The sequence below is a fragment of the Streptomyces nodosus genome (assembly GCF_008704995.1).
GTDB classification, from domain to species: Bacteria; Actinomycetota; Actinomycetes; order Streptomycetales; family Streptomycetaceae; genus Streptomyces; species Streptomyces nodosus.
In genome coordinates, this window is sequence record NZ_CP023747.1 from 1,342,015 (window position 1) to 1,365,396 (window position 23,382).

At 72.8% G+C, this 23,382-nt stretch carries 18 protein-coding genes; 8 read left to right on the forward strand and 10 right to left on the reverse strand.

The annotated features are described in order from the left end of the window. Positions 1 to 63: 63 nt before the first annotated feature. Entirely contained in the window at positions 64 to 1,758 is a 1,695-nt protein-coding gene (locus tag CP978_RS06055; protein WP_043438207.1) for a DUF885 domain-containing protein, read from the forward strand. A gap of 266 nt (positions 1,759 to 2,024) precedes the next feature. On the opposite strand, the gene CP978_RS06060 is transcribed toward CP978_RS06055, so the two are convergent. From CP978_RS06060 to CP978_RS06075, 4 genes are all read right to left on the reverse strand, one after another. Next, on the reverse strand, positions 2,025 to 2,897 hold the full coding sequence (locus tag CP978_RS06060; RefSeq protein ID WP_043438210.1) for an ABC transporter substrate-binding protein: 873 nt from the start codon (positions 2,895 to 2,897) through the stop codon (positions 2,025 to 2,027). Positions 2,898 to 2,944: 47 nt separating this feature from the next. Further along, positions 2,945 to 3,700, reverse strand: coding sequence for an SDR family NAD(P)-dependent oxidoreductase (locus CP978_RS06065; protein WP_043438213.1), 756 nt, complete (start codon positions 3,698 to 3,700; stop codon positions 2,945 to 2,947). A 446-nt stretch (positions 3,701 to 4,146) separates the two neighbouring features. Then, on the reverse strand, positions 4,147 to 7,146 hold the full coding sequence (locus CP978_RS06070) for an AAA family ATPase (protein WP_150478151.1): 3,000 nt from the start codon (positions 7,144 to 7,146) through the stop codon (positions 4,147 to 4,149). 31 nt (positions 7,147 to 7,177) lie between these two features. Beyond that, on the reverse strand, positions 7,178 to 8,341 hold the full coding sequence (locus CP978_RS06075) for an exonuclease SbcCD subunit D (RefSeq protein WP_043438221.1): 1,164 nt from the start codon (positions 8,339 to 8,341) through the stop codon (positions 7,178 to 7,180). Positions 8,342 to 8,593: 252 nt separating this feature from the next. Here CP978_RS06075 and CP978_RS06080 point away from each other — a divergent pair, with 252 nt between their 5' ends. Continuing rightward, positions 8,594 to 9,493: a chitosanase gene (locus CP978_RS06080; RefSeq protein WP_043438225.1), complete on the forward strand. Its 900-nt coding sequence runs from the start codon at positions 8,594 to 8,596 to the stop codon at positions 9,491 to 9,493. Between the two features lie 51 nt (positions 9,494 to 9,544). Here CP978_RS06080 and CP978_RS06085 read toward each other — a convergent pair whose 3' ends face one another. The 4 genes from CP978_RS06085 to CP978_RS06100 form a co-directional block, all read right to left on the reverse strand. Then, entirely contained in the window at positions 9,545 to 10,171 is a 627-nt protein-coding gene (locus CP978_RS06085; protein ID WP_043438227.1) for a YigZ family protein, read from the reverse strand. A 58-nt stretch (positions 10,172 to 10,229) separates the two neighbouring features. Then, complete coding sequence (locus CP978_RS06090) at positions 10,230 to 10,766, reverse strand: SixA phosphatase family protein (protein ID WP_043438229.1); 537 nt, start codon at positions 10,764 to 10,766, stop codon at positions 10,230 to 10,232. Continuing rightward, positions 10,763 to 11,446, reverse strand: coding sequence for a hypothetical protein (locus tag CP978_RS06095; RefSeq protein WP_043448235.1), 684 nt, complete (start codon positions 11,444 to 11,446; stop codon positions 10,763 to 10,765). Before CP978_RS06095 ends, CP978_RS06090 begins: the two co-directional genes overlap by 4 nt. Positions 11,447 to 11,626: 180 nt before the next feature. Next, the gene (locus tag CP978_RS06100) at positions 11,627 to 12,049 is read right to left on the reverse strand and encodes an Hsp20/alpha crystallin family protein (RefSeq protein WP_043438230.1); all 423 of its coding nucleotides are present in this window, start codon (positions 12,047 to 12,049) and stop codon (positions 11,627 to 11,629) included. Positions 12,050 to 12,334: 285 nt separating this feature from the next. Here CP978_RS06100 and CP978_RS06105 point away from each other — a divergent pair, with 285 nt between their 5' ends. From CP978_RS06105 to CP978_RS06135, 6 genes are all read left to right on the forward strand, one after another. Next, positions 12,335 to 13,708 carry a nicotinate phosphoribosyltransferase gene (locus CP978_RS06105; protein WP_052454040.1) on the forward strand — a complete coding sequence of 458 codons (1,374 nt, stop codon included), beginning with the start codon at positions 12,335 to 12,337 and terminating at the stop codon, positions 13,706 to 13,708. A 171-nt stretch (positions 13,709 to 13,879) separates the two neighbouring features. Then, positions 13,880 to 14,869, forward strand: a complete 990-nt coding sequence (locus CP978_RS06110) for an Acg family FMN-binding oxidoreductase (protein WP_043438231.1) — start codon at positions 13,880 to 13,882, stop codon at positions 14,867 to 14,869. A 781-nt stretch (positions 14,870 to 15,650) separates the two neighbouring features. Continuing rightward, complete coding sequence (locus CP978_RS06120; protein ID WP_043438233.1) at positions 15,651 to 15,875, forward strand: hypothetical protein; 225 nt, start codon at positions 15,651 to 15,653, stop codon at positions 15,873 to 15,875. Between the two features lie 100 nt (positions 15,876 to 15,975). Continuing rightward, positions 15,976 to 17,778 carry an ABC transporter ATP-binding protein gene (locus CP978_RS06125; protein ID WP_052454041.1) on the forward strand — a complete coding sequence of 601 codons (1,803 nt, stop codon included), beginning with the start codon at positions 15,976 to 15,978 and terminating at the stop codon, positions 17,776 to 17,778. 140 nt (positions 17,779 to 17,918) lie between these two features. Beyond that, positions 17,919 to 19,505, forward strand: coding sequence for a Na+/H+ antiporter (locus tag CP978_RS06130; RefSeq protein WP_043438234.1), 1,587 nt, complete (start codon positions 17,919 to 17,921; stop codon positions 19,503 to 19,505). 88 nt (positions 19,506 to 19,593) lie between these two features. Next, positions 19,594 to 20,001, forward strand: coding sequence for a CoA-binding protein (locus tag CP978_RS06135; protein WP_043438235.1), 408 nt, complete (start codon positions 19,594 to 19,596; stop codon positions 19,999 to 20,001). A gap of 129 nt (positions 20,002 to 20,130) precedes the next feature. Here the strand turns inward: CP978_RS06135 and CP978_RS06140 are convergent, their stop codons facing one another. Further along, positions 20,131 to 21,600, reverse strand: a complete 1,470-nt coding sequence (locus CP978_RS06140; protein WP_043438236.1) for an APC family permease — start codon at positions 21,598 to 21,600, stop codon at positions 20,131 to 20,133. Further along, the gene (locus CP978_RS06145; protein WP_043438238.1) at positions 21,593 to 23,284 is read right to left on the reverse strand and encodes an amidohydrolase; all 1,692 of its coding nucleotides are present in this window, start codon (positions 23,282 to 23,284) and stop codon (positions 21,593 to 21,595) included. Before CP978_RS06145 ends, CP978_RS06140 begins: the two co-directional genes overlap by 8 nt. Positions 23,285 to 23,382 lie beyond the last annotated feature (98 nt).

The following is a 23,382-nucleotide window of genomic DNA, read 5'->3' on the forward strand; positions in this document are numbered from 1 at the left end:
CGGCTCTGAGCCGAGCGCGAAACGGCGTGACGCGGGCCCCGTCCGCGTACCAGGATTGCCCGCATGTCAGACACCACCAAGAGTCCTCTGCCACGGGAGGTCGCCGACGCCTATGTCGACGCCCTCGTCGCCCTCGACCCGGTCACCGGCACCTATCTCGGTGTGAAGGAGAGTTCGAGCAGCCTGCCCGACACCTCGCCCGCGGGTCAGGAGGCACTCGCCGAGCTGGCGCGGGAGACCCTCGCCCGGCTCGACGAGGCGGAGCGCCGACCCGGCGCCGACAGCGACATCGAACGCCGCTGCGCACGTCTGCTGCGCGAGCGGCTCACCGCCGAACTCGCCGTGCACGAGGCCGACGAGGGCCTGCGCACGGTGGGCAATATGCACACCTCCGTCCACTCCGTGCGGGAGGTCTTCACCATCACTCCCGCCGGGACGGAGGAGGACTGGGCGGCGATCACCGAGCGGCTGCGCGCGGTGCCGACGGCCCTGCGCGGCTACCGCGACTCCCTCGCCCTCGGTCTGGAGCGCAAGCTGTACGCGGGCCCGCGTGCCACCGCGACCTTCGTCGAGCAGCTCACCGAGTGGGCCGACACGGACGGCCGGGGCCACGGCTGGTTCGAGGAGTTCGCGTCCAAGGGCCCCGACTCGCTGCGCCCGGGGCTGGACGAGGCCGCCCGCGCGGCGACCGCGGCCGTCGTCGAGCTGCGGGACTGGCTGCGCGAGGTGTACGCGCCCACCGTCGAGGGCACGCCGAACACGGTCGGCCGTGAGCGCTACGCCCGCTGGGCGCGCTACTTCAACGGCACGGACCTGGACCTGGACGAGGCGTACGCCTACGGCTGGTCCGAGTACCACCGTCTGCTGGGCGAGATGAAGACGGAGGCCGAGAAGGTCCTTCCCGGTGCGGCGACCCCGTGGGTCGCGCTCGCGCACCTCGACGAGCACGGCACCCACATCGAGGGCGTCGACGAGGTCCGCGTCTGGCTCCAGGACCTGATGGACGAGGCGATCGAGGCGCTGGACGGCACCCACTTCGAACTCGCCGAGCGGGTGCGGAAGGTGGAGTCCTGCATCGCGCCGCCCGGCAGCGCCGCGGCTCCGTACTACACGGCGCCGTCCGCCGACTTCTCCCGTCCGGGGCGGACCTGGCTGCCGACGATGGGGCAGACCCGTTTCCCGGTGTACGACCTGGTCTCGACCTGGTACCACGAGGGCGTGCCCGGCCACCACCTCCAGCTGGCCCAGTGGGCCCATGTGGCCGACGACCTCTCGCACTACCAGGCCACGGTGGGCGGCGTCAGCGCCAACGCCGAGGGCTGGGCCCTGTACGCGGAACGCCTGATGGACGAGCTGGGCTTCCTCACCGATCCGGAACGGCGGCTCGGCTATCTGGACGCGCAGATGATGCGGGCGGTGCGGGTCATCATCGACATCGGCATGCATCTGGAACTGGAGATCCCGCAGGACTCGCCGTTCCACCCGGGCGAGCGCTGGACCCCGGAGCTGGCGCAGGAGTTCTTCGGCTCCCACAGCAGCCGGCCGGCGGACTTCGTGGAGAGCGAGCTGGTCCGCTATCTCTCGATGCCCGGCCAGGCGATCGGCTACAAGCTCGGCGAGCGCGCCTGGCTGCAGGGCCGGGAGAACGCGAAGCAGCGTCATGGCGAGGCGTTCGACGCCAAGGCCTGGCACATGGCGGCGCTCTCCCAGGGCTCGCTCGGCCTGGACGACCTGGTGGACGAGCTGTCCCGCCTCTGACCACCTGAAGACGGCCGGGTCAGGGACGACGTCCCTGACCCGGCCCTCGGCGTCGGCGGCGGCCCCATGTGCCGACGGCCCGCCCGGCTGCGCGGACCGCCCGCGCAGCCGGCACGCGCGTCTTCGGCCCCGTCGGCGGACCCACCCCGGCCGGACGGCTCGAAGACCCCGGCACCACCGTCTTCCACGGCATGCGCAGACTGCCCACGCCCCTCACCGAGCGGCATCGAGCCGGCGTCCCGCCCGTGTGGGTGCGTACCGCGGGATCACCGGGACACCGTGAGACAGAACTCGGCTGCGGTGAGGCCGGCGGGGACACCGAGTTCGGCGGCGACCGCAGTGATCGCGGTGGCGCCGACGGTGAGGTCGGCTTGGCCGGTGGTGGTGAAATGCGGTGCGATGAACGTCTCGTAGTGGACTCGGGCTTCGTCTGCGGTGTGTCGGCCGAGGAACGTCTGGATGTGCCGCACCGTGGTGTCGGGTTCGTCGTGGATCACTTGCAGGGCCCGCCGGTGGGCTCGTACGGCGGCCTGGACCGCGGGGTCGTCCGGGTGGACGCGGGTGGGGTCGACGGCCATGCCCACGGTGGGGATCTGGAAGTGGTCGCCGACCCAGGCCAGCACCTGCCAGCCGCGCTCGGCGGCTATCGCCTCCGGTGCCACGGTGCTGCCGACCAGGGCGGCGTCGATCCTGCCCTCGTGCAGTCGGCGCAGGTCCATGCCGTAGTCGCCGGGCGGGCGGACCACGGTGTGGATGTCGCGGTCGGGGTCGAGGCCGACCCGGCGCAGCACGATCCGGGCGAAGCACCCGGGTGCGGTGCGGGGGGCGTGGACCGCCAGCCGTCGGCCGGCCAGGTCGGCCAGGGAGGTCAGGCCGGGGCGGGCGAGGAACCAGAACAGCGGGCGGTGGGTGTTGACATGGAGTGCGACCCAGGGGATGCCGTCGGCCAGTCGGGACAGCAGTGCCCGGCCGAGCCCGATGGTGGCGCCGTTGCGCAGCCGCTCCTCGTTCCAGGAGCAGCCGTCGTGCAGCGCGACGTGGACGCCCTCGTCGGCGTAGTAGCCGTGCTGGTCGGCGATGTAGGCGACCAGTTCCTCGTGCAGGCCCCGCCCGACGTAGGCGAGATCGAGCGTGTACATGAGCGTTTCCCTCGGTCGTGTCACCGCCGTGCGCCCGTGGGTGGACGTCAGTACATGGACATCCCACCGTTGACCGCGGCCGTGGTACCGGTCATGAAAGCGTTGGCCTCGCCGGCGTAGAAGGCGACCGCCTGGGCGACGTCGCCCGGGTGTGCCAGGCGGCCCAAAGGGGTGGCGGCCACTTGCCGTTGCTTGAGTTCTTCGTCGAGCACATGCGCCATGCGGGTGTCCTCCACCGGACCGGGCTCGACGACGTTGACCGTGATGCCCCGCGGGCCCAGTTCCTGGGCGAGGTACCGGGCGAACTGCGCCAGTGCGGCCTTGGCGGTGCCCAGTGCGATCATGCCCTCCCGGGGACGGCGGCTGAGGCCGGTGCCGAGATAGATGACGCGTCCCCAGCCCTGTTCGGACATGGCGGGCAGGACGGCCTTGGTGACCGCGAACGCCGCACGCATCTCGTCGTCGAGCTTGCCGCCCAGTTCCTCCCATGTCATGTCCTGGAACGGCTTGATCGCATAGGGGGTGAGCGCGTTGTGCACGAGCACGTCGATGCCGCCCCATGCCGCCCGGACCTGCTCGATCATGCTCTCGACCGCCGCTGCCTCGCGCACATCGGCCTGCACGGCCATGGCCTGGCCGCCTGCGGCCTCGATGCCGGCCACGACCTCCTCGGCCGCCGCGCGGCTGCGGAGGTAGTTGACCACCACGCGCATCCCCCGGGCGGCCAGAAGGCGCGCGGTGGCCGCACCGATTCCGCTGCCGGCCCCTGTCACCAGCGCCACCCTGCTCCTTGCCCCAGTCACGAGACCACCTTCGCTCGTCGTCACGGACCGTCGGCACGACCGCCCGGAGCCGTGCACCGTCGATGCCGGGGGAGGAAGGAGCAGATCGCCCCGCGGAGCACGGTGTCGGCGGTCGTTCGCCCGGCGACCGCGAGGTGAGCAGCCGCTCCGACCCGCCTCACGGTGATCTCATGGCTCGGACGGCACTGCCGACGGTCCCCGACGGTGCCCGCCGGTGCCCGACCCGGAGCAGCGTCCACACGCTGCTCGACGTATGGAGGCAGCTTCGCCCGGGATCGCGAGCTGAGCCGCGGCGATCCGCCCGAGTTCGCTGCCCGCCACGAGCAGCATCCGCCGGACCGGTACACCGCACGGCTGCCCTTCCGCGTTCTCGGCCGCCGCCACCAGCGTGCGCCCCGCCGCAGCGACGCGCCAGCCGGAGCGGCGCCCGCCGGGTCTCGTGGCGCTCAGCCCGCTCCCCGCTGCCGTACCAGCGACCCCGTTCTGCCCTTCACGACCTCCACCTGGGCGTGGACGCGCCGTCGCAGGTCGGCGACATGGCTGACGATGCCCACGCTGCGGTCCCGTTCCCGCAGCGAGTCGAGCACATCGAGGACCTCGTCGAGGGTCTGGTCGTCGAGGCTGCCGAAGCCCTCGTCGATGAAGAGGGTGTCCAGACGGACCCCGCCCGCCTCGTCGGTGACGACATCGGCGAGGCCGAGGGCGAGCGCCAGGGAGGCGAAGAAGGTCTCCCCGCCGGAGAGGGTCGCGGTGTCCCGCTCGCGCCCGGTCCAGGCGTCGACGACATGCAGCCCCAGGCCGCTGCGGCCACGTCCGGATCGGTCGTCGGAGTGGACCAGGGTGTAGCGGCCCGCGGACATCCGCTGCAGTCGTACGGTCGCGGCCGCCGCCACCTGCTCCAGCCGGGCGGCCAGCACATACGACTCCAGACGCATCCGGCGGTCGTTGTCGGCGGAGGTGCCCGCCGTGAGTGACGCCATCCGGGCCACCCGGTCGTGTTCCTCGCGCAGCGGTGCCAGCCGCCGTGCGGAGGCGGTGGCGCGCGCGGAGAGCCGGTCGAGCTCGGCGCAGCGGCGGGCCTCCGCGTCGTGGGCGGAGACCGCCTCCTGGAGGCGGCGGGCGGCGGCCCCGGCGGCCCGTTCCGCTCCTTCGGGGTCGGCGGGCGGCTGCTGCGCGGCGGCGGCCGTGTCGGGTTCGGCGAGCATCGCACGCACCGCGGCGTCCTCCTGCTGCCAGGCGTCAAGTCGCCGTTGCAGCTGCCGGTGGGCCGTGTCGTCCAGAAGGGCGGCGGCCACGGCCTCCGGGGTGTCGAACCCGGCGCGGAAGGCGGCGTCGGCGAGGCGTGCGTCGGCGTCCTTGAGCCGCCCGGCGGCGTCCTCGGCGGCGCGTGCGGCCTCGGCGGCCCCGGTGAGCAGCGCGGCCCGCCGCTCCAGGTGCGCCGCGCGCTCGGAGACGCTCGGGAAGCCGTCCAGGGAGCGGGTCAACTCCGCTTCGGCGGCCGTGCGTTCGCGGTCCAGAGCGTCCCGTCCTGAGACCCGGGCCGCCGTGCGCAGGGCCGCCTGCTGCCGGGCCGCGACCCGCCGCTCCCGCTCCTGCTCGGCCGCTCTCAGCTCCTCCTGTGCGGCGTGCAGTCGTCCGGCGCCCTCCCGTGCCGCGCGGTGGAGACGGTCCAGCTCCTGGGCTTCCTCGGCCAGTTGCCCGGTCGGGGTGTCACCCGCCGCGGCGGTGGCGGCGGCCAGTGCCTCGCGCAGCCGGCCGAGCGTCCGTTCGTCCTCGGTGTGCTCCTGTTCGGCCTCCCGATGGGTGGCCAGCGCCCGTTCCTCGGTCTCCCGGTCGACGTGCCCGGCGACCTTGCGTGCGGGCGCGGGGTGTTCGACGGCGCCGCAGACGGCGCAGGGTTCCCCGTCGGCGAGCCCGGCGGCGAGCTCCGCGGCGATGCCCTTCAGGCGTTGTTCCTTGAGGTCCAGCCAGTGTTCCCGGGCGGTCGTCGCACGGTCCCGGGAGGCGAGGGCGCGCTCCCGGGCGGCCTCGGTGTCCCGGGCGAGGTCGTCGCGCCGGTGCGCCGCCTCCAGCCGCTGGTGCGCGGGCTCGCGCCGGGCCGCGAACTGCTCGGCCCGGCCGGCGTCCTGCTGCGCGGCGTCGATCCGGCCCTGGAGGTCCGCCCGGGTCTCCTCCCAGGCGGCGAGCCAGTCCTCGGCGTCCCGGCGGACCGCGTCGTCGGCACGCTCCTCGCGGTCCAGGCCGGTCCGCTCCGCGGTGAGTTCGGCCAGTCGCCGCTCGGCGCGGCGGGCCGACTTCAGGCCGCCGAGCTCCTCGGCGGCCCGGCGCGCGGCGACCGCCAGCCCGGCGGCCCCGGCGTCCGCGCAGGCCTCCGGAAGCCGGGTCCGCGCGCGGGCCTCGGCGGTGGCGGCGCTCCGGTGCTCGGCCTCGGCGGACGCGCGCAGTTCGAGGGCGGGCGCGACGGTCTCGGCCTTGCGGGCGCGCTCCATCCGCGCCTGCGCCTCCCGGTGGGCCCCGGCCCGCTCCTGGAGCAACGCCGCCCGCTCCCGGGCCTCGGTGAACCTGCGCTGGAGCCGGGCCCGTTCGCGTACCTCGTCGAGCCGGCGCTCGGCGGTGGTGCGTGCCGACCCGGCGGCGGTGCGCGCACAGTGCGCGACGGTGAGCCGTTCTCGGGCCGTGCTGCGGGCGACGGCCGCCCAGGTCAGCACGGACTCGGCGAGCCCGGGGTCGCCGGGGGCGAGCTCCGGCAGGGGCGGCGGCCCGTCCCCGGCCGCCTGCTGCATCCGGTGGGCGTCGGCCAGCAACTCGGCGTCCCCCTCGCGCACCTGGGCCTCGGTGGCCCGGCGCCGCTCGGCGAGGCGCTTCTCGGCCTCGGCGAAGCGCTGGGTGTCGAAGAGCCGGCCCAGCAGCTTGCCGCGGGCCTCGGCGTCGGCGCGCAGAAAGCGGGCGAAGTCGCCCTGCGGCAGCAGTACCACCTGGCAGAACTGCTCACGGCTCATGCCGAGCAGCTGGGTGATCTCCTCGCCGATCTCCTGGTGCGAGCGGCTGAGGTCCTTCCAGCTGCCGGTCGCGCCGTCGTACTCGCGCAGGAAGCTCTGTGCCTTGTCGACGGTGGTGCCCGGCCGCCCGTTCTTCTTGGGGCGCTGCCACGGCGGCTGCCGGGTGATCTCAAGGCGGCGTCCGGCGACGCTGAGCCGGAGCCGGACCTCGGTGCGGATCCGGGGTGCGGCGTGGTCGCTGCGCAGGCTCTGGCCCTGACCGCTCTGCCGGGCGCCGGGCACGGCCCCGTACAGCGCGTAGCACACGGCGTCCAGGACGGATGTCTTGCCGGCTCCCGTCGGCCCGTGCAGCAGGAACAGCCCGGCGGCGGACAGTTCGTCGAAGTCGACCTGCTGGGTGTCGCCGAAGGGGCCGAAGGCGGTGATGTCGAGTTGGTGCAGCCTCATCGTGTTCCCTCCCCCTCCCGGACATGTGGGATCACCGGGCGACCTCCCGGACCGCCTCGTCGGCGCGTACGGCGTCGAAGGCGTCCTGGAGCACGGTCCGTTCCCGGTCGTCGGGTCCCGTGCCGCGCACATGGGCCACGAAGTCCTCCGCGATCTGCCGGTCGGAGCGGCCCGCCAGCCGCCGCGCATAGGACATGCCGGACGCCTCCGGGGCGCGCTCGGGGTCGAAGACGAGGCTGAGGGTGTGCGGGAAGCGTTCGGTGAGCCGGGCCATGGGTTCGGCCGGGCGCACTGGGTCGGTGAGGGTGGCCTCCACCCATGCCTCCTCGTGCCGCATCAGCGCGGGGTCCACGAGCAGTTCCTCCAGCCGCCCCCGGATGCGGGCGAGGGGCCGGGGCACCGGGCAGTCGACGCGTTCCGCGGTGACCGAGCCGTCGCCGCCCAGGTCGAGGAGCCACATGCTCTTGCGGTGGGCCGCCTCAGAGAAGGAGTACGGCAGCGGAGAACCGGAGTACCGCACGCGCTCGGTGAGGGTCTGGCTGCCGTGCAGATGGCCCAGCGCCACATAGTCCGCCCCGTCGAAGACACCGGCGGGCACGGAGGCGACCCCGCCTACCGTGATGTCCCGTTCGCTGTCGCTGGGACGACCCCCGGTGACGAACGCATGGGCGAGCACCACGGAGCGGGTGCCCGGCGGACGGCCGGCGAGATCGGCGCGGACCCGGTCCATGGCGGCCGCGAGCACCGCCTCATGGCCCGCCTTCTCCACCCCGAACTCGTCCTTGACGAGGGCCGGTTCGAGATAGGGCAGACCGTAGAAGGCCACCTCGCCGTGGGCGTCGGTCAGCACGACCGGGGTCCCGCAGGCCGTGGGTGCGGTGCGCAGATGGATGCCGGCGCGGCCGATGAGCCCCGCGCCCACCCCCAGGCGGCGCGCCGAGTCATGGTTGCCGGAGATCATCACCGTGGGGACGCCCAGGTCGGCGAGGCGGTGCAGGGCGTCGTCGAACAGCTCCACCGCGGCCAGCGCGGGCACCGCCCGGTCGTACACATCGCCCGACACGACCACCGCCTGCACGCCGCGCTCCCGCACGACCGCCACCAGGTGGTCGATGAACGCGGACTGGGCGCCGAGCATGTTCACCCGGTGGAACGACCGGCCCAGATGCCAATCGGAGGTGTGCAGAATTCTCAAGAAACCGCTCCGCCCTGCATATCTCCCCCTTACTATGCGCCTGGCCGCGGTCCCGGATCCGGATCCGGCCCGGCACAGGCCCGATACCCCGTCGGCAGCGACCACGCTAACGCCTCCGGTCATCTGCTCCCGCAGGGACCTCTCCCTCCCACCGTCCACGCCCCGGCCGTCGCCCGGGCTCCCGCCCCGCCGACGAGCAGCCGGACGCAGACCCGCCCCTGGAGGTTTGGCCACGGCCGTACCCTGTGTGGCATGAAACGAGCCGGTTGCCTCCTGTTCGCGGCCCTTCCCGTCCTCGCCACGGCGGCGGTCTATGTCTTCACCGTCGCCCGGTCGGACGATTCGGGGACCGAACGGCCCACCTCCGTCTCCCGGGCGTCCGGTGAGGAAGCCAAGGCGCGCGCCGAGCGGGCCGCGGACGACAAGGCGATCGCCCACCTGCCGCCGGGCCTCGCCGCCCCCGCCCAGAAGGAGTTGGCGCAACAGATCGTGGCCAGCTCCGAGAACTCCACCCTCGACTGGCGCAGCACCTACGGCACCGTCGAGGACTCCGGCGACGGCGACGGCTACACCGCGGGCATCATCGGCTTCTGCACCGGCACCCACGATCTGCTCGTCCTGGTCGAGCGGTACACCAAGGACCACCCCGACAACGGTCTGGCCCGCTATCTGCCCGCGCTGCGCACCGTGGACGGCACCGACTCGCACGAGGGTCTGGACCCCGGTTTCCCGGCGGCATGGAAGGCCGAGGCGGAGGTCCCGGCGTTCCGCGAGGCGCAGGAGGAGGAGCGCGACCGCGTCTACTTCGACCCGGCGGTCCGTCTCGCCAAGCTCGACGGCCTCGGCACCCTCGGCCAGTTCATCTACTACGACGCGATGGTCCACCACGGCCCCGACACCGGTCCGAACGGCTTCTACGGGCTGCGCGAACGCGCCCTGAAGGAGGCGGACACCCCGTCCGGGGGCGGCGACGAGAAGACCTATCTGGACATATTCCTCGACATCCGGCGCGAGGCGATGGTGACGAAGAAGGCGGACCGGGACACGACCCGCATCGACACGGCCCAGCGGCAGTGGCTGTACGACGGCAATCTGAAACTCGCGACGCCCCTGGTGTGGAAGGTCTCCGGCGAGACGTACCGAGTGCCGTAGGAGCAGGACGGGCCGGAGCGGGCGGCCGTCCACCGGATGTCGCCCGGGCGCTCAGGCGTCCCCGTACGCCTCTCCGCCCAGTTCGAATCCGGCCGTGCCCGCGGTGGCGTCTGCGAGCCATGCCCGGAAGGCCTCCACGTCGGCGTCCGGCAACCCGATCTCGATGGTGACGGCCTCGTCGTAGCGGACGTCCCGCACCTCGCGGCCGGTCGAGCGCAGATCGTTCTGCACCTTGCCCGCGCGCTGGTGGTCGACCGTCACCGTGGCGAGCCGGAAGCGGCGGCGGGTGAGCGTGCCGAGCGTGTCCAGGGCCTCGCCCACCGCTCCCCCGTACGCCCTGATCAGCCCGCCCGCCCCCAGCTTGACCCCGCCGTAGTAGCGGGTGACGACGGCGACGACGTACCGCATGTCGCGGCGCATCAGCATCTGGAGCATGGGGACACCCGCGGTGCCGCCCGGTTCGCCGTCGTCGCTCGCCTTCTGGATCGCGGCGTCCGCGCCGATGACATACGCGTAGCAGTTGTGGGTGGCGTCGGCGTACTCCTTGCGGACCGCGGCGACGAAGTCCTGGGCCTCCTGCTCGGTGGCGGCCGGGGCGAGGGCGCACAGAAAACGCGAACGGTTGATCTCGGTCTCATGCACGCCCGCGCGGGCGACTGTGCGGTACTCGTCCTGCATCGGTCCAGCCTATGCGGCACCCGCACGGGCGCCGCACGCGGGCCCGGAGGGGGGCGGGCTAGGTCTTCCGGCCCCTCGGCACGATGACGTCCGTCAGCAGCGCCGCGCCAGGGGCGAGGGAGTCCCAGGTGGCGCCGTGCCAGGCGAGGACGGCGATCGCCGAGGTGGGGAACTTGACCCGGACGCGGTCCAGGGTGTCGTCGAGCCCGTCCCCGGCAAGGCCGAGGATCAGCTCCGGCAGGCCCGGATCATGGCCGATCAGCAGCAAGGTCCGTACCGGGGTGGGCACTTCGCGGACGACCTGGAGCAGCTCGGAGCCATCGGCCGCATACAGCCGGGGTTCGAGGCGCACCGGTGGCGGGGTGCCCCACTGGGCCGAGGCCAGCTCCCAGGTCCGGCGGGTGCGGACGGCGGTCGAGCACAGGGCGAGGTCCGGCAGACAGTCGTTGTCGGCGAGGGCGCGCCCCGCGGCCGGGGCGTCCCGGCGGCCCCGGGGCGCGAGCGGCCGTTCATGGTCGGGGACACCGGGAGGCCAGGCGGACTTGGCGTGCCGCAGCACCACCAGTCGGTGCAGCGGGCCCGCACCGGCGCTCATGTCCCGGCTCCGATCTCACGGGTGAGTTCCAGTCCGAGCAGCCGGTCGGCGTAGGCGTATGTCTCGAAACGCGCCCCGTCCGGCAGGTCCTCGGCGCTCTCCACCCGTCGCAGTTCCTCCAGGACGGCGGGGACGTCGAGATCGTCCTCCCAGGCGGCGCGCAATGCCTCCCGTACCGGCTCGGGGACGGCTCTGGAGGGCCGTGTCGCCCAGTGGGCCACCGCCCCGCGCCAGCGCCCGAGGGTGTCCTGTGCCTCGGTCAGGGCGGCCGGACCGAGCTCCACGGGCTGCCGTCGGGGCCGGGCAAGCAGCGCCAGGCGCAGGGCCGACGGCGGGGCGGTGGGGTCGTCGGGTCCGGTGACCGGGCCGACCTCCACCCGCACTCCCTCGGGGGCGCCGCTCCCGGCGCCGAGGACATGCAGGACCCGTCCGACGCCCGGGGCGTCCGGCTCCGGGGGCCGGATCCCGAGCTCTCCGGCCCGTGCCCGCAGTCCGGCGGGCAGTGCGGCGACCGTGCTGACGGGGGTGCCGCCCAGTTCCAGGGCCCGGGCCAGTACGTCGGCCACCAGCAGCACCCGCAGGGCCGAGGGGCCGGAGCCGGTCACATGGGCGTGGACCCGGATCAGACCCGGGCGGACATCGAGGGGCTCGCCGCTGCGGGCGTCGACGATACGGAGCACGGGGCGAGCGTAGGCGGCCGGGGGCGCCGACGCCGGGAGGCGGGTCCCGTTCCGGACACGCGGACCGCGCACGGGTGGTGCTCACCGGCGCGCCGGCCGGTGGGCCCGGACGACGCGCGCGCCGATGGCCCGGACGGGCGTCGTCGGCCGGCGTCCGTCCGGGACCGTGGGCGGCCGGGCTCAGGTGCCGTGCTTGACCTCGATGTGCTTGGCCTCTTCCTTCCCCCGTCCGAGGCCCACGCTGACGGTGAGCATGCCGTTGGTGCAGTCGGCCCGGACATCGTCCTCGTTGGCTCCGGGCGGCAGGGTCACGCTGCGGCTCAGGGAGCCGTAGCGGATCTCGCTCCGGTTCTTCTCCACGTCGCGTTCGGTGCGCTCGGCCCTGATGGTCAGCATGCCTTCGCTGATGACGACGTCGATGTCCTCGGGCGAGACACCGGAGAGCTCCGCCCGCATGACGTACCGGTCACCCTCGGTGTAGTCCTCGATCCGCACCGCGGACAGGTCGCCCATCGTGGGCATCGTGAAGCGTGCGGGGAAGGACTCGAACCACTCGGGAATCTCCGGGAACGGAAACCTCTGCCTGCGTGTGAGTGTGGCCATGACCGTATCTCCAGGACTGCGGTTCTGTGGACACCTCCAGTGCACCGCGCGCACCGGGCCGCCGCTGAGGCCGAACAGCCCCTACCCGGGTCCCCTTCGGCCCCTTCGTCACCTTTTCTCTGCACATCGGACCATGCGTCCGGTGACGACCCGGGGGGAATGACAAGGGCAGGACCGCACCGGCAGGGCCGGTCGGCCCCTGTCCTCACGCGAGGGTTCGCCGGGACCGGAGGCGAGGACGCGCCTCGGCGCCGGCTCCCACCCAGCCCACCAGCGGCGGTCGCCATGTCCGATGTCACCACCACGGATCTGTATGAAGTGACCATGGCCCTGACGTATCTGCGGGAGGGCATGCGGGCCCCGGCCACCTTCAGTCTCTTCGTCCGTGATCTGCCGCCCGGCCGGGGTTTCCTGGTCGCCGCGGGACTGGAACCGGCCCTGGACCTGCTGGCCGGCTACCGGGTGACGGACGAGGACGTCCGGGACTTCGCGGCGGCTCTGCACCGGCCCCCCGAGGACCTGGAGCCATTGCGGGGGCTGACCTTCGACGGCGAGGTGCGCGCCGTCCCGGAGGGCCATGTGGTCCTCGCCGGTGAGCCGCTGCTGGAGGTGACCGCTCCGCTGCCGCAGGCCCAGCTCGTGGAGACCTGTCTGCTCAACCAGCTGTGCCACCAGACGGCGGTGGCGTCCAAGGCGGCCCGCTGTGTCCTGGCGGCGGCCGGACATCCCGTGGTGGACTTCGCGCTGCGCCGCAGCCACGGCCCCTGGGCGGGGTGGCAGGCGGCGCGGGTCGGGGCGCTGGTGGGCTTCGCGGCCACCAGCAATGTGGCCGCGGCGGGGCTGCTGGGCATCCCGGCCTCGGGCACCATGGCCCACTCCTATGTGGAGGCGTTCCCCGGTGAGGAGGAGGCGTTCCGTGCCTTCGCGCGCGCCCATCCCGGGCCGGTCACCTTCCTCGTCGACACCTACGACACCGAGCGAGGGGTCCTGACCGCCGCGCGTGTGCTGCGCGAGATCGGGCGGGGGCCGGGCTGTGCCATCCGTCTGGACAGCGGCGATCTGGGGAAGCTGGCGCGGCGGGCGCGGTCCCTGCTGGACGCGGCCGGCCTGCCCGACGTACGCATCGTCGCGAGCGGCGGGCTCGACGAGTACGCCGTGTCGGGGCTGGTCCGCGGCGGGGCCCCGATCGATGTGTACGCCGTGGGGACGAAGGTGGGCGTCGCCGCGGACGCGCCCGCTCTGGACGCGGCGTACAAACTCGTGGAGTACGACGGCCGCCCGGTCATGAAGCTGTCGTCGGCGAAGATGACGACCCCGGGCCGCAAACAGGTCTTCCGCCGGCCGGGCCGGCCCGATGTCATCGCCCTGCGCGGGGAGGACCCGCCGGGATCGGCGCAGCGGCTGCTGCGCACGGTCATGCGGGACGGCCGGCGCACCGGTCCGCACGACCGCTGGGAGTACGCGCGGGCACGCTGCGCCCATGACGTCGCCGCTCTTCCCGCGGGCGCCCGCAGAATCGACCGCCCGGAGCCCTGGCTCCCGGTGCTGTCGCGGGCGCTGGACGATCTGACGTCGCGGGTGCGCGGGGAACTCGAATGGCAGTTCCGTCCGGAGCACCTCGGGGTGACGGGTCCCGGCGGGCCCGACGACCTCTTCTGACCCCAGGCGGACCGTTCGGCTTCTGACCCCGGGCGGACCGTTCGGCCCCCAAGGAGGTCCGGGCGGCCCTTCCCCCGCCCGGCCGCACGCCTCCAGCCTGGTAGTGATCAACCGTCTCGTCCCGACGAGGCGGCCGAGGCAGACCGTGGGCCGTCCCGAAGGGAGCTTCCCGTGATCGCACCGCCCCTGGACACCACCGCCGTCACCGCCCTGGTCGGGGACGCCACCGCGGCTCCGTCGCAGCACAACGTCCAGCCCTGGAGATTCCGCTTCCTGCGCGAGAGCGGCGTGCTGCAGCTCCGCGCCGACCTCGACCGGGCGCTCCCGCAGACCGATCCGGACCGACGGAATCTGTATCTGGGCTGCGGTGCCGCACTGTTCAATCTGCGGGTGGCCGCCGCCGCGGCGGGCCGGGAGGCCGCCGTCCGGCTGCTGCCCGACCCCGCCGACCCCGCGCTGCTGGCCGAGGTGGATCTCACCGGGACCGTGGAAGCCGACGACGACCTCGCCCTTCTCCACCCGGCGATCGGCCGGCGCCACACCAGCCGTCTCCCCTTCTCGGAGGAGGAGATCCCGGACGCGCTCCGGGACGGCCTGTGCGGTGCGGCCCGCCGGGAAGACGCGCATCTGGCCTTCCCCGACGCCTGGCATGTGCGCTCTGTGCTGGATCTTGTGCAGGACGCGGAGGGCCGCGAGGCACGGGACCCGGGCGTGCGTGGCGAGACGGCGCGCTGGGCCCGTACCGAGCCCGCCGGCGGGACCCCGGCCTCCGACGGGATCCCCGCGGAGGCGTTCGGCCCCGGCCGGTGGGGGGCCGACTCCCCCGTGCGGGACTTCGCCGCCGGCCGCTCGGTGCCCGGACGCGGCTGGGCCCCGTTCGAGAAGAACCCCCATATCGCTCTGCTCGGCACGGCCGAGGACCGGCGGGTGGACTGGCTCCGGGCGGGCCAGGCGCTGGAGCGGGTGCTCCTCCAGGCCACCGCGGACGGCCTCGTCACCTCCCTGACCTCACAGGCCCTCGAATGGCCCGAACTCCGCTGGGCGGTACGTGACCCGACGTCGGCCATGGGCCATGTGCAGATGGTCATCCGCCTGGGCTACGGACCCGAGGGCCACCCGACGCCGCGTCGACCCGTGTCCGAGGTCCTCGAGATCGCCTAGTCGTCCCCGGTGCCGCGGCAGCCACCGAAGCGCACTCGGCCCGGGCGCGGCTCGGTGGAGAACTGGCCGCCGTACCCGAGCATGTGGGCCGAACGGCGGATGCCGAGGGGCGTGAACTCCGGCAGGACGCCGAGCCGCCGGCACCTGACGGTGCCTCGGCTGACACTGAAATCGATCACCAGTGCGCAACTGATCAGAGGGCCCGGAAGCCGCCTGAATCAAGGAGGCTCTCCGATCGCGCTCGGCGCCCCACCCCAATGCAGTAAGTCGCGCCGGAGGCCGATGATCTTGGCCACTGTGCTCGCGAGGCAGGCACCCGGCCGCACGGGGATCGCCGGACACCCTGCTGCGACGCTCAGGTGACATCGATCCGTCCACTCTGCTGACGAGGCATCAGATCACTTGTCTCTCATGCCGGTTGACTCCTCCTCAGGCTCAGCGAAGTGAAGAGGGCGAGCCGGGCGGCGGGTCTCGGCGACCGTCCGGCGGGCGGTGTCGCCCTCACCGGGGGCGGGGCCCCGTCGTCCGTATCGGGGCGGGTTCGCCGAGCGGCAGCCCGGGGTCCGCGCAGAAGTCCGACGCGCCCCCGCCGGAGATGTATGTGTACTTTCGGAACAGATGAAGCGATCCGCACGGATTGCCCATATCTACCCGGATTGCAGACGCAGGTCGTGATCCTGTCCACCCTGCATGAAGGGGTCCCTGTGCCGGTGCGGAGGTGTCCTACGGGAACCTCGCCCGCTCGGCACTCCGAGTCACAGAAGGAAGAGGAAAAAACATCATGAGCGCTATCGCAGGCTCCGGCAACGGACTTGGCACCACCGACCGCTCCAACGAGGGCTACTCCCGTGGTGGCGGTGGCCACTACCGCCGCTTCTACCACTTCGTGAGCTTCGGCTTCGGCGGCTTCGGCGGCCGTGGTCGTGGCGGCTTCGGCGGCGGTCGTGGCGGCTTCGGCGGCGGCGGCTTCGGCGGCGGCAGCGGCTTCGGCGGCGGCGGCTACTGATCGGCTGACCTCCTAAGGATCCTCATCGCGGGGGCCGGCATCTGCCGGCCCCCGTTGATCGAATCGTGACCCGGCCCCCGCATGCAAAGGTGACTGTCAGGTGTACGCATCGGACCGCTTGTCCGTAGAGACCTCGTCCGTGGCGCTGGCGCCTGTCGTGACGCCTGCCGCGGCCATCCGCCGTTTCTGGCCCTGGGTGCGCCCCGACGCGCGCTGGCTGCTGTTCGCCGGTTTTCTGCTGATCATCGGCACGGCCGGCGAAGTCGCATCGGTGTGGCTCTTCAAGAACCTGATCGACGAAGTGCTGGCGCCGCGGCACTTCGCGGCGTTCTGGCCGCTGGCCGGGCTCATCGTGGGGATGGCCCTGGTCGCCGCGCTGATCGCCTTCGCGGGCGGATACACGGCGACCTGGGTCGCGGAGCGCTTTCTGCAGCGCCTGCGCACCTCTGTCGTCGCGCATCTGCACACCATCCCGCCCGACGCGCTGCGCGCCCGCAGACACGGCGATGTGATGGCCCGTCTGACATCCGACATCGCGGCGATCGAGCATCTGGTCGCCTCCGGCGTCATCGAGGCGGCCTCGGCCACCATCTCGCTGGTGTTCTTCACCGCGGCGGCCTTCTATCTGAGCTGGCCGCTCGCGCTGATGGCGTTCGCCGCGGCGCCGGTCTTCGCCGTCGCCGCCCGCCTGTTCAGCAATCGGATCCAGACGCTGTCCCGGGAGGTGCGCCGCCGGGAGGGCAGTCTCACCGCCGTGGTCGAGGAGAGTCTGGCCAACTCCTCCCTGACCCACGCCTACAACCAGCAGGCCCGGGAGGTCGCCCGGGTCCGCCGCGAGGGCGAGGAGCTGGTGCGCGCCGAACTCCACACGGCCCGGGTCGCGTATCTGTACCCAGCCCTGCTGAACGTCGTCGAGGTCATGGGCGGCCTCGCGGTCATCGGGCTGGGCGCCTACGAACTCACCCGGAACGCACTGACGTTGGGCGGCCTTCTCGCCTTCGCCGCCTTCATGGCACAGCTCTTCGGCCCGATTCACCAGCTCTCCGGTCTGGTGACCGAGCTCGGCGCCGCGAGCGCCGGTGCGGAGCGTGTCATCGAGCTGCTCGGGATGCGGTCCCCGGTCCGTGACCGGCCGGGCGCGAGGGACCTCACCGAGGTGCGGGGCCTCGTCGAATGCGAGGACCTCGGCGCGGCCTATCCCAACCGGCCCGGCCGGACGGTGCTGAGCGGGGTGACGTTCGCGGTGGCACCCGGTGAGGTCCTCGCGGTGATGGGCCCGAGCGGCTCGGGCAAGTCGACGCTGGCCAAGCTGATGGTGCGGTTCATGGACCCGACCGCCGGGACGCTCCGTCTCGACGGCACCGACATCCGTGACGTCACCGCGGCCTCGGTCCGGCAGTCCGTGACCCTTCTGTCCCAGCAGACGCAGCTCTTCCACGCGACGGTCCGCGACAACATCGCCTACGGCCGCCCGAAGGCCACCATGGCGGAGATCGTCCAGGCGGCCGAGCAGGCCGACGCCCACCAGTTCATCACCGCGCTCCCGGACGGGTACGAGACCGTCATCGGTGAGAACGGGCTTCAGCTCTCCGGAGGACAGAGCCGTCGGATCGCCATCGCCCGGGCCTTCCTGCGGGCGACCCCGGTCCTCATACTCGACGAACCGACCGCCGGACTCGATGCCCGGGCGGCACGGAACGTCTTCGACCCGCTGCGCCGGCTGATGGCCGGACGCACCACGATCCTGATCACCCATGACCAGGCCCTCGCCCAGCACGCCGATGCCGTCCATGTGCTGCCCGGCCGCGACACCGCGACCGACGCCGAGGACGCCTCGCCGGAGAGCACCCGGTCGCCGGTGATGAGCAAGGCCGGCGCGCCGCCGGCCGGCTCCCGGACCTGAGGTACGGGGTCGGCATACCCGGCATTCAGTGGGCGCGTGCGGCAGACGCGCCAGGGGCCGTACGGGCGCCCGGTCGGTTACGGTTGGTGAAGCACCTGGTCAGAGGGTGGTAACAAGCCGTAGCCCACCGGGAACGCTCCATGACCGGCCTGATCGTCATACTGCTGCTTGTGGTCCTGGCCACGGCCGTGGCCACGGGTGCCCGGCGCTGGAGTCTGCCCGCTCCCTCGCTGCTGGTGGTGGCCGGTCTGATCGTCGGGCTGATGCCCTGGGTTCCCGAGGTCCGTCTGCCGCCTCATGTGATCAGCGTGCTGGTGCTGCCACCGTTGCTCTTCGCCTCGGCCGGGGAGATCTCCGTCCGCGATCTGCGTACCGTGTGGCGGCCCGTGACCGCGCTGGTCTTCGGTCTGGTTCTCGCCTCGGCGGTCGCCGTCGGCTTCGTCGCCCGGGCGATCACCCCGCTCACCGCCGCGGGCGCGTTCATCCTCGGTTCCGTGCTGGCCAGCACCGACCCGGTGGCCGTGACCGCGCTCGGCCGGCGTCTTTCCCTCCCGGCGCGGGTGCAGGCCATGGTGCAGGCGGAGAGCCTGTTCAACGACGCCACGTCCCTGGTCCTCTACAAGGTCGCCGTGGCCACCGCGGTCACCGGCAGCGTCGTCACCGTGTCAGGGACCGTCGAGCAGTTCCTGGTTCTCGCCGGCGGCGGGGTCCTCATCGGCGCGGTGGTCGCCGCGCTGGTGGCCCTGATCCGCAGGCGGACCGAGGACCCCACGCTGGAGACGGTCATCGCACTGGTCACCCCGTACGCCTCCTATGTCATCGCGGAGCAGTCGCACACCTCGGGGGTGACCGCCGTCATCGTGTCCGGGGTCGTCCTCGGAAGCGCCGGTCACCGGCTCGGCAACGCCCCCGTCCGGCTCCAGGTCCACGCCGTCTACAACACCCTGACCTTCCTCCTGGAGAGCGTCGTCTTCGCCCTCATCGGCCTGGAGATCCCCTCCGCCGTCCGTCATCTCGCGCACGACGAGCGCGGCTGGCCGCTCTGGGTGCCGGTGATCACCTTCACCGTGCTGGCGATCCGGCTGCTGTGGATCTTCCCGTTGTCCGCCCTGATCCAGTTCCGGCGCAAGGAAGGCGACGGCCGTCTGTCCTGGCGTGTGCCGGCCGTCCTGTCCTGGGCCGGCACCCGGGGCGTGATGCCGCTGGCCGCCGCCCTCTCCATCCCGCTGACCACCCAGGCAGGGGCGCCACTGCCGCACCGGTCGCTGATCCTCACGCTCACCACCGGGACCATCGCGCTCACCCTGGTCTTCCAGGGCTTCACCCTCGCCCCCGTGGTCCGCCGCTCCGGGATCGCTCTGGAGCCGGAGCACACCGCCCGCGAGGAGGCCCGGACCCGTCGGCACATCGCCAAGGCGGCCCTCGCGGAGCTCAGACAGCTCGGCGACCTCGATCAGCTCGCCGGTCTGGGCACAGCCGCCGAGACCGCCCTCAAGCAGGTCCGTCGCCATCTGGAGGCCCGTATCCACCAGACGGAGGACGCCCGGTACAACGACCCGGACGCCCGTCCCGCCGACGCCTACCGCGAGATACGCCGCACCCTCATCGCCATCGAGGCGGCCGAACTGCAGAGCCTCTACCGGGCGAACAGGATCAGCAATGCCACTCGGCGCCGGATCCAGCGCGAGCTCGACCTGGAGGAGGCCAGCCTGCGCGCCCGCGGCTGACCACCGGCGGGTACGGCCGCCCGCGGGGGAATGGCGGAGCGCCGGCGGTCGTTGCCGTGGTGAACCATCCACCGCAGCGGAGGCCGGTATGCACAGCGACACGGAGACAGTCCGCAGGATCCTCACCGAACTCGGCGACACCTGGGCGATCGTCGGCCTCTCCGCCGACGAGCGCCGCGCCGCCCATGGAGTCGCCGGTGTCCTCCAGCGCCACGGCAAGCGGATCGTCCCCGTTCATCCGAGGGCCGAGACGGTGCACGGGGAACAGGGCTACCCCTCCCTCGACGCCATCCCCTTCGACGTGGACGTCGTCGATGTCTTCGTCCGGAGCGAGCTCGCCGGCGCGGTGGCCGACGAAGCCGTGGCCAAGGGCGCCAGGGCCGTCTGGTTCCAACTCGGCGTGACGGACGAGGCCGCGTACGAGCGCACCCGCGCCGCCGGCCTCGAGATGGTCATGGACCGGTGCCCGGCGATCGAACTCCGCGCACTGCGCTGACGAGCCACTCGTCCGACCGCGGCCGACGGCGTCACACAGAGGGGCGCGGGTGGAGCGGGGTGGGACCGACCTGGTGCGCCCTTGTGCATCCGAGCGCCCTCTCGCCTCGGGACCTTGGTGTGGAACGGGTCAAGGTCTCCGCACCGGTCGGCGGAACCCGCCGGTGTGCAGAGCGAGGATCCCCACGCCCACCAGTGCCCAGATCACGCCCACGACCTTGGCCGGGGTGTCCAGACTGACCCACAGGGCCACGTTCACGACGAACCCGAGCGCGGGCAGCAGCAGTTGCAGCACCAGGGCCAGGGGCCCACGGGCCTGCTGCCGGCCGGCGCGCCGATCGCGCACCCAGAACCCGATCACCGCCAGGTTCACCGCGGCGAAGGCGACATAGGCACCGAAGTTGATCAGTGATGCGGCGCTGCCGAGGTCCAGGAAGACGGCGGAGGCCGCGATGACGCCCACCACGAGCACATTGAGGGCGGGGACGCCGGTGCGTGGATCGACTCGCCCGAAGACCGCCCGCGGCAGCATGCCGTCACGGCCCATGGCGAACAGCAACCGTGCCGCACTCATCTGCTGGGTGAGGCCGCAGCCGAGGACGGCGGTGAGATAGCCGCCCACGAACACCGCCTGGAACGCCGCACCACCGATGTACTTGGCGATCTCCGGCGAGGCGCCCACGATGTTGCCCACGACCGAGACGTCCGGGAAGAGCGTCTGCATGGCGTAGGTGATGGCCAGGAAGAACACCCCGGCGGCGGCCACGATGAGCAGGATGGCCCGCGGTATGTCCCGCCGCGGGTGCTCGGCCTCCTCGGAGAGGGTGGAGACGGCGTCGAAACCCAGGAAGGACAGGGCGAGCAACGAGGCGCCGCTCAGCAGGTCGGGCAGCGACACCGAGGCCGGGTCCCAGCCGGTGGTCCCGAAGGACTCGCCGTGGGTGGCGATGGCACGCACGGCGAACACCAGGAAGGCGATGGCCACGCCGGCCTGGACGACCACCAGCGCCACGTTCACCTTGGCGGCCAGTTGTATGCCCACCAGGTTGAGCGCCGTGCAGACCACCACGGTGGAGAGCACCCACACCCACGCCGGGACGCCGGGCAGTACGGCACCCATGTAGATCGCGGCCAGCAGGGCGTTGAGCATGGGCAGCAGCACATAGTCCAGCGTGGCGGACCAGCCCACCAGGAAGCCGACGGGCGCCCCGAGGGACTTGCCGGCGTAGGTGTACACCGATCCGGCGGACGTGATGCGGCGGGCCATCCGCGCATAGCTGAGCGCCGTGAGCCCCACCGCGACCAGCACGGCCAGATAGGCCAGCGGCACATGGCCGTCGGTCGCCTCGGAGACCAGACCGAAGGTGTCGAACACCGCCAGCGGCGCCATGAAGGCCAGGCCGAGGAAGACGATGTGCCGCAGCTTCAGGCTGCGGCGCAGCCGTGCGCCGTCCGCGAAGTCCTCGGGCCGGTCCGTGGCGGGGCCGGCGACGGTCACGGTGTCCTGCCCGAGGCCCGGTGTGGCGGGCACGCCGCCCGCCGGGCCCTGCGACGGGGCGGTGCGCTCGGCGGCGCGGGAGGCGGAAGATCTCTCAGACATGGGCGTGACCGCCTTCGGCGTGGGCTGAACAGGAGGTGAGCGCGCCGTAGTGGCCGGCGGTGGCGCGCGCCGTGGCGGCCTCATGGACCACCTCGCCACCCACCCAGGTCACCTCGGCCCGCTGCTGCAGCAGCGCCGCCGGGTCGGGCTCGAGCGCGTAGAGGTCCTCGGACCAGGCGACGAGGTCAGCCTCGGCACCCTCACGGATGATGCCGTACTCGCCCTCCCGGTGCCAGGCCCAGGCGCCCTCGGCGGTGTAGCCGCGCAACGCGTCGTCGAGCCCCAGGCGCTCCGCCGGCGTCCAGGCGTTCCCCCCGTCGAGTCCGGCTCGGGTCAGGGCGGAGTAGAGGCCGATCAGGGGGTCCATCTCCCCCACCTGCCAGTCGCTGGAGAGGGCCACATGCGCTCCGGAGGCCATCAGCGAGCGCAGTCGCCAGGCCCGGTCCCAGCGGGCCTCGCCGATGTTCTCCATCCAGGTGCCGGCCACCAGGTCCGGGGAGCAGTGCCGCGGCTGCATGGCGGCGGTGACGCCCAGCTCGGCGAAGCGCGGCAGATCCGTGGGGGCGAGGCACTCGACATGCACGATCCCGTGGCGGCGGTCGCGGGTGCCGTTGGTGCGCGCGGCGTGTTCGATCGCGTCCAGGGCCAGGCGGATGCCGCCGTCGCCCGTCGCATGGGTGTGGGTCTGGAAGCCGAGGCGGTCCAGTTCGGTGACGACCCGGGTGAGTTCACCCAGCGGCGCGGAGGGGTGGCCGCGGTGCCCGGGCCGGTTGGCGTAGTCCTCGAGCATCCAGGCGTTGTGGGGCTCGATCACATCGTCGGCGTAGAGCTTGACGGGACCGAACGACAAACGGTCACCGCTCGGGGCGGCGTCGGCCGCCGCACGCAGCTGCTTCCGGAACGCGCCGTCGGACCCCATGGGGTGGAAGAGCGCGGCGATGACACGGGAGCTGAGCCGCCCCTCGTCCCGGGCGCGCCGGAACAGATCGATCTCGGCGAGCGGGACCTGCGGTTCCACCACGGTGGTGATGCCGGCGGCGGTAGCCATCTCCAGGCTGCCCAGCAGCTTGCGGTAGCGCCGCTCCGGTGAGTACATCGGGATGTCGCGCTGCAGGCCGGCCAGGCCCGCCGTGGTCATGGCGCTGGTGTAGAAGTCGGTGACCCAGCCGGTGGCGCGGCCGTCTGCGTCCCGCTCCGGGCGGCCCCAGGGGATGTCTCCGCCGTCGTCCAGGCGCAGCGCGCGGATCGCGGCGTCGTTGAGCCACACCGAGTGCTGGTCGTAGGTGGTGACGAAGACCGGGCGAGAGGTGATGCCGGCCAGGTCGCGGGCGGCGGGGCGGCGGCCGTGGACCACCGAGTACACGGCGTTCTCGGCGCAGATCCAGGTCAGGTCCGGGCGCGCGTCGGCGAGTTCCGCGATGCGGCGGCGGACCTCCTCGAGGGTCTCGGCGCCCTCGAGGCTGACGGCGTCGGGGTCGAAGCCGAGCAGCAGATGGTTGTGGCTGTCGATGATGCCCGGAGTGAGAAGGCCGCCGTCCAGGCGGCGGTGCTCCCGGGCCGCGGGGGCTTCGGCCTCCTCGCCGACGAAGGCGATGCGCCCGCCGGTGATGCCGACGGCGCCGGCCCAGGGGCGGGCGTCGTCGAAGGTGCGCACACGTGCGCCGGTGATCAGGGTGTCCAGCATGGTTGTCCTCGGTTCTGGGCCGTGCCGGGAACGGACGGCCGGGAGACGCCGAGACGGTGCGCGCATTCTTTGCCATCGGCGTCAAAGAATGGTTCGAG

Bases quoted from the DNA above. Each gene is read 5' to 3' on its own strand.
- CP978_RS06140 (WP_043438236.1), bottom strand. From the start codon at position 21,600: ATGTCTGAGAGATCTTCCGCCTCCCGCGCCGCCGAGCGCACCGCCCCG.
- CP978_RS06130 (WP_043438234.1), top strand. From the start codon at position 17,919: ATGACCGGCCTGATCGTCATACTGCTGCTTGTGGTCCTGGCCACGGCC.
- CP978_RS06085 (WP_043438227.1), bottom strand. From the start codon at position 10,171: ATGCAGGACGAGTACCGCACAGTCGCCCGCGCGGGCGTGCATGAGACC.
- CP978_RS06090 (WP_043438229.1), bottom strand. From the start codon at position 10,766: ATGAGCGCCGGTGCGGGCCCGCTGCACCGACTGGTGGTGCTGCGGCAC.
- CP978_RS06145 (WP_043438238.1), bottom strand. From the start codon at position 23,284: ATGCTGGACACCCTGATCACCGGCGCACGTGTGCGCACCTTCGACGAC.
- CP978_RS06100 (WP_043438230.1), bottom strand. From the start codon at position 12,049: ATGGCCACACTCACACGCAGGCAGAGGTTTCCGTTCCCGGAGATTCCC.
- CP978_RS06105 (WP_052454040.1), top strand. From the start codon at position 12,335: ATGTCCGATGTCACCACCACGGATCTGTATGAAGTGACCATGGCCCTG.
- CP978_RS06120 (WP_043438233.1), top strand. From the start codon at position 15,651: ATGAGCGCTATCGCAGGCTCCGGCAACGGACTTGGCACCACCGACCGC.
- CP978_RS06080 (WP_043438225.1), top strand. From the start codon at position 8,594: ATGAAACGAGCCGGTTGCCTCCTGTTCGCGGCCCTTCCCGTCCTCGCC.
- CP978_RS06055 (WP_043438207.1), top strand. From the start codon at position 64: ATGTCAGACACCACCAAGAGTCCTCTGCCACGGGAGGTCGCCGACGCC.
- CP978_RS06070 (WP_150478151.1), bottom strand. From the start codon at position 7,146: ATGAGGCTGCACCAACTCGACATCACCGCCTTCGGCCCCTTCGGCGAC.
- CP978_RS06135 (WP_043438235.1), top strand. From the start codon at position 19,594: ATGCACAGCGACACGGAGACAGTCCGCAGGATCCTCACCGAACTCGGC.
- CP978_RS06060 (WP_043438210.1), bottom strand. From the start codon at position 2,897: ATGTACACGCTCGATCTCGCCTACGTCGGGCGGGGCCTGCACGAGGAA.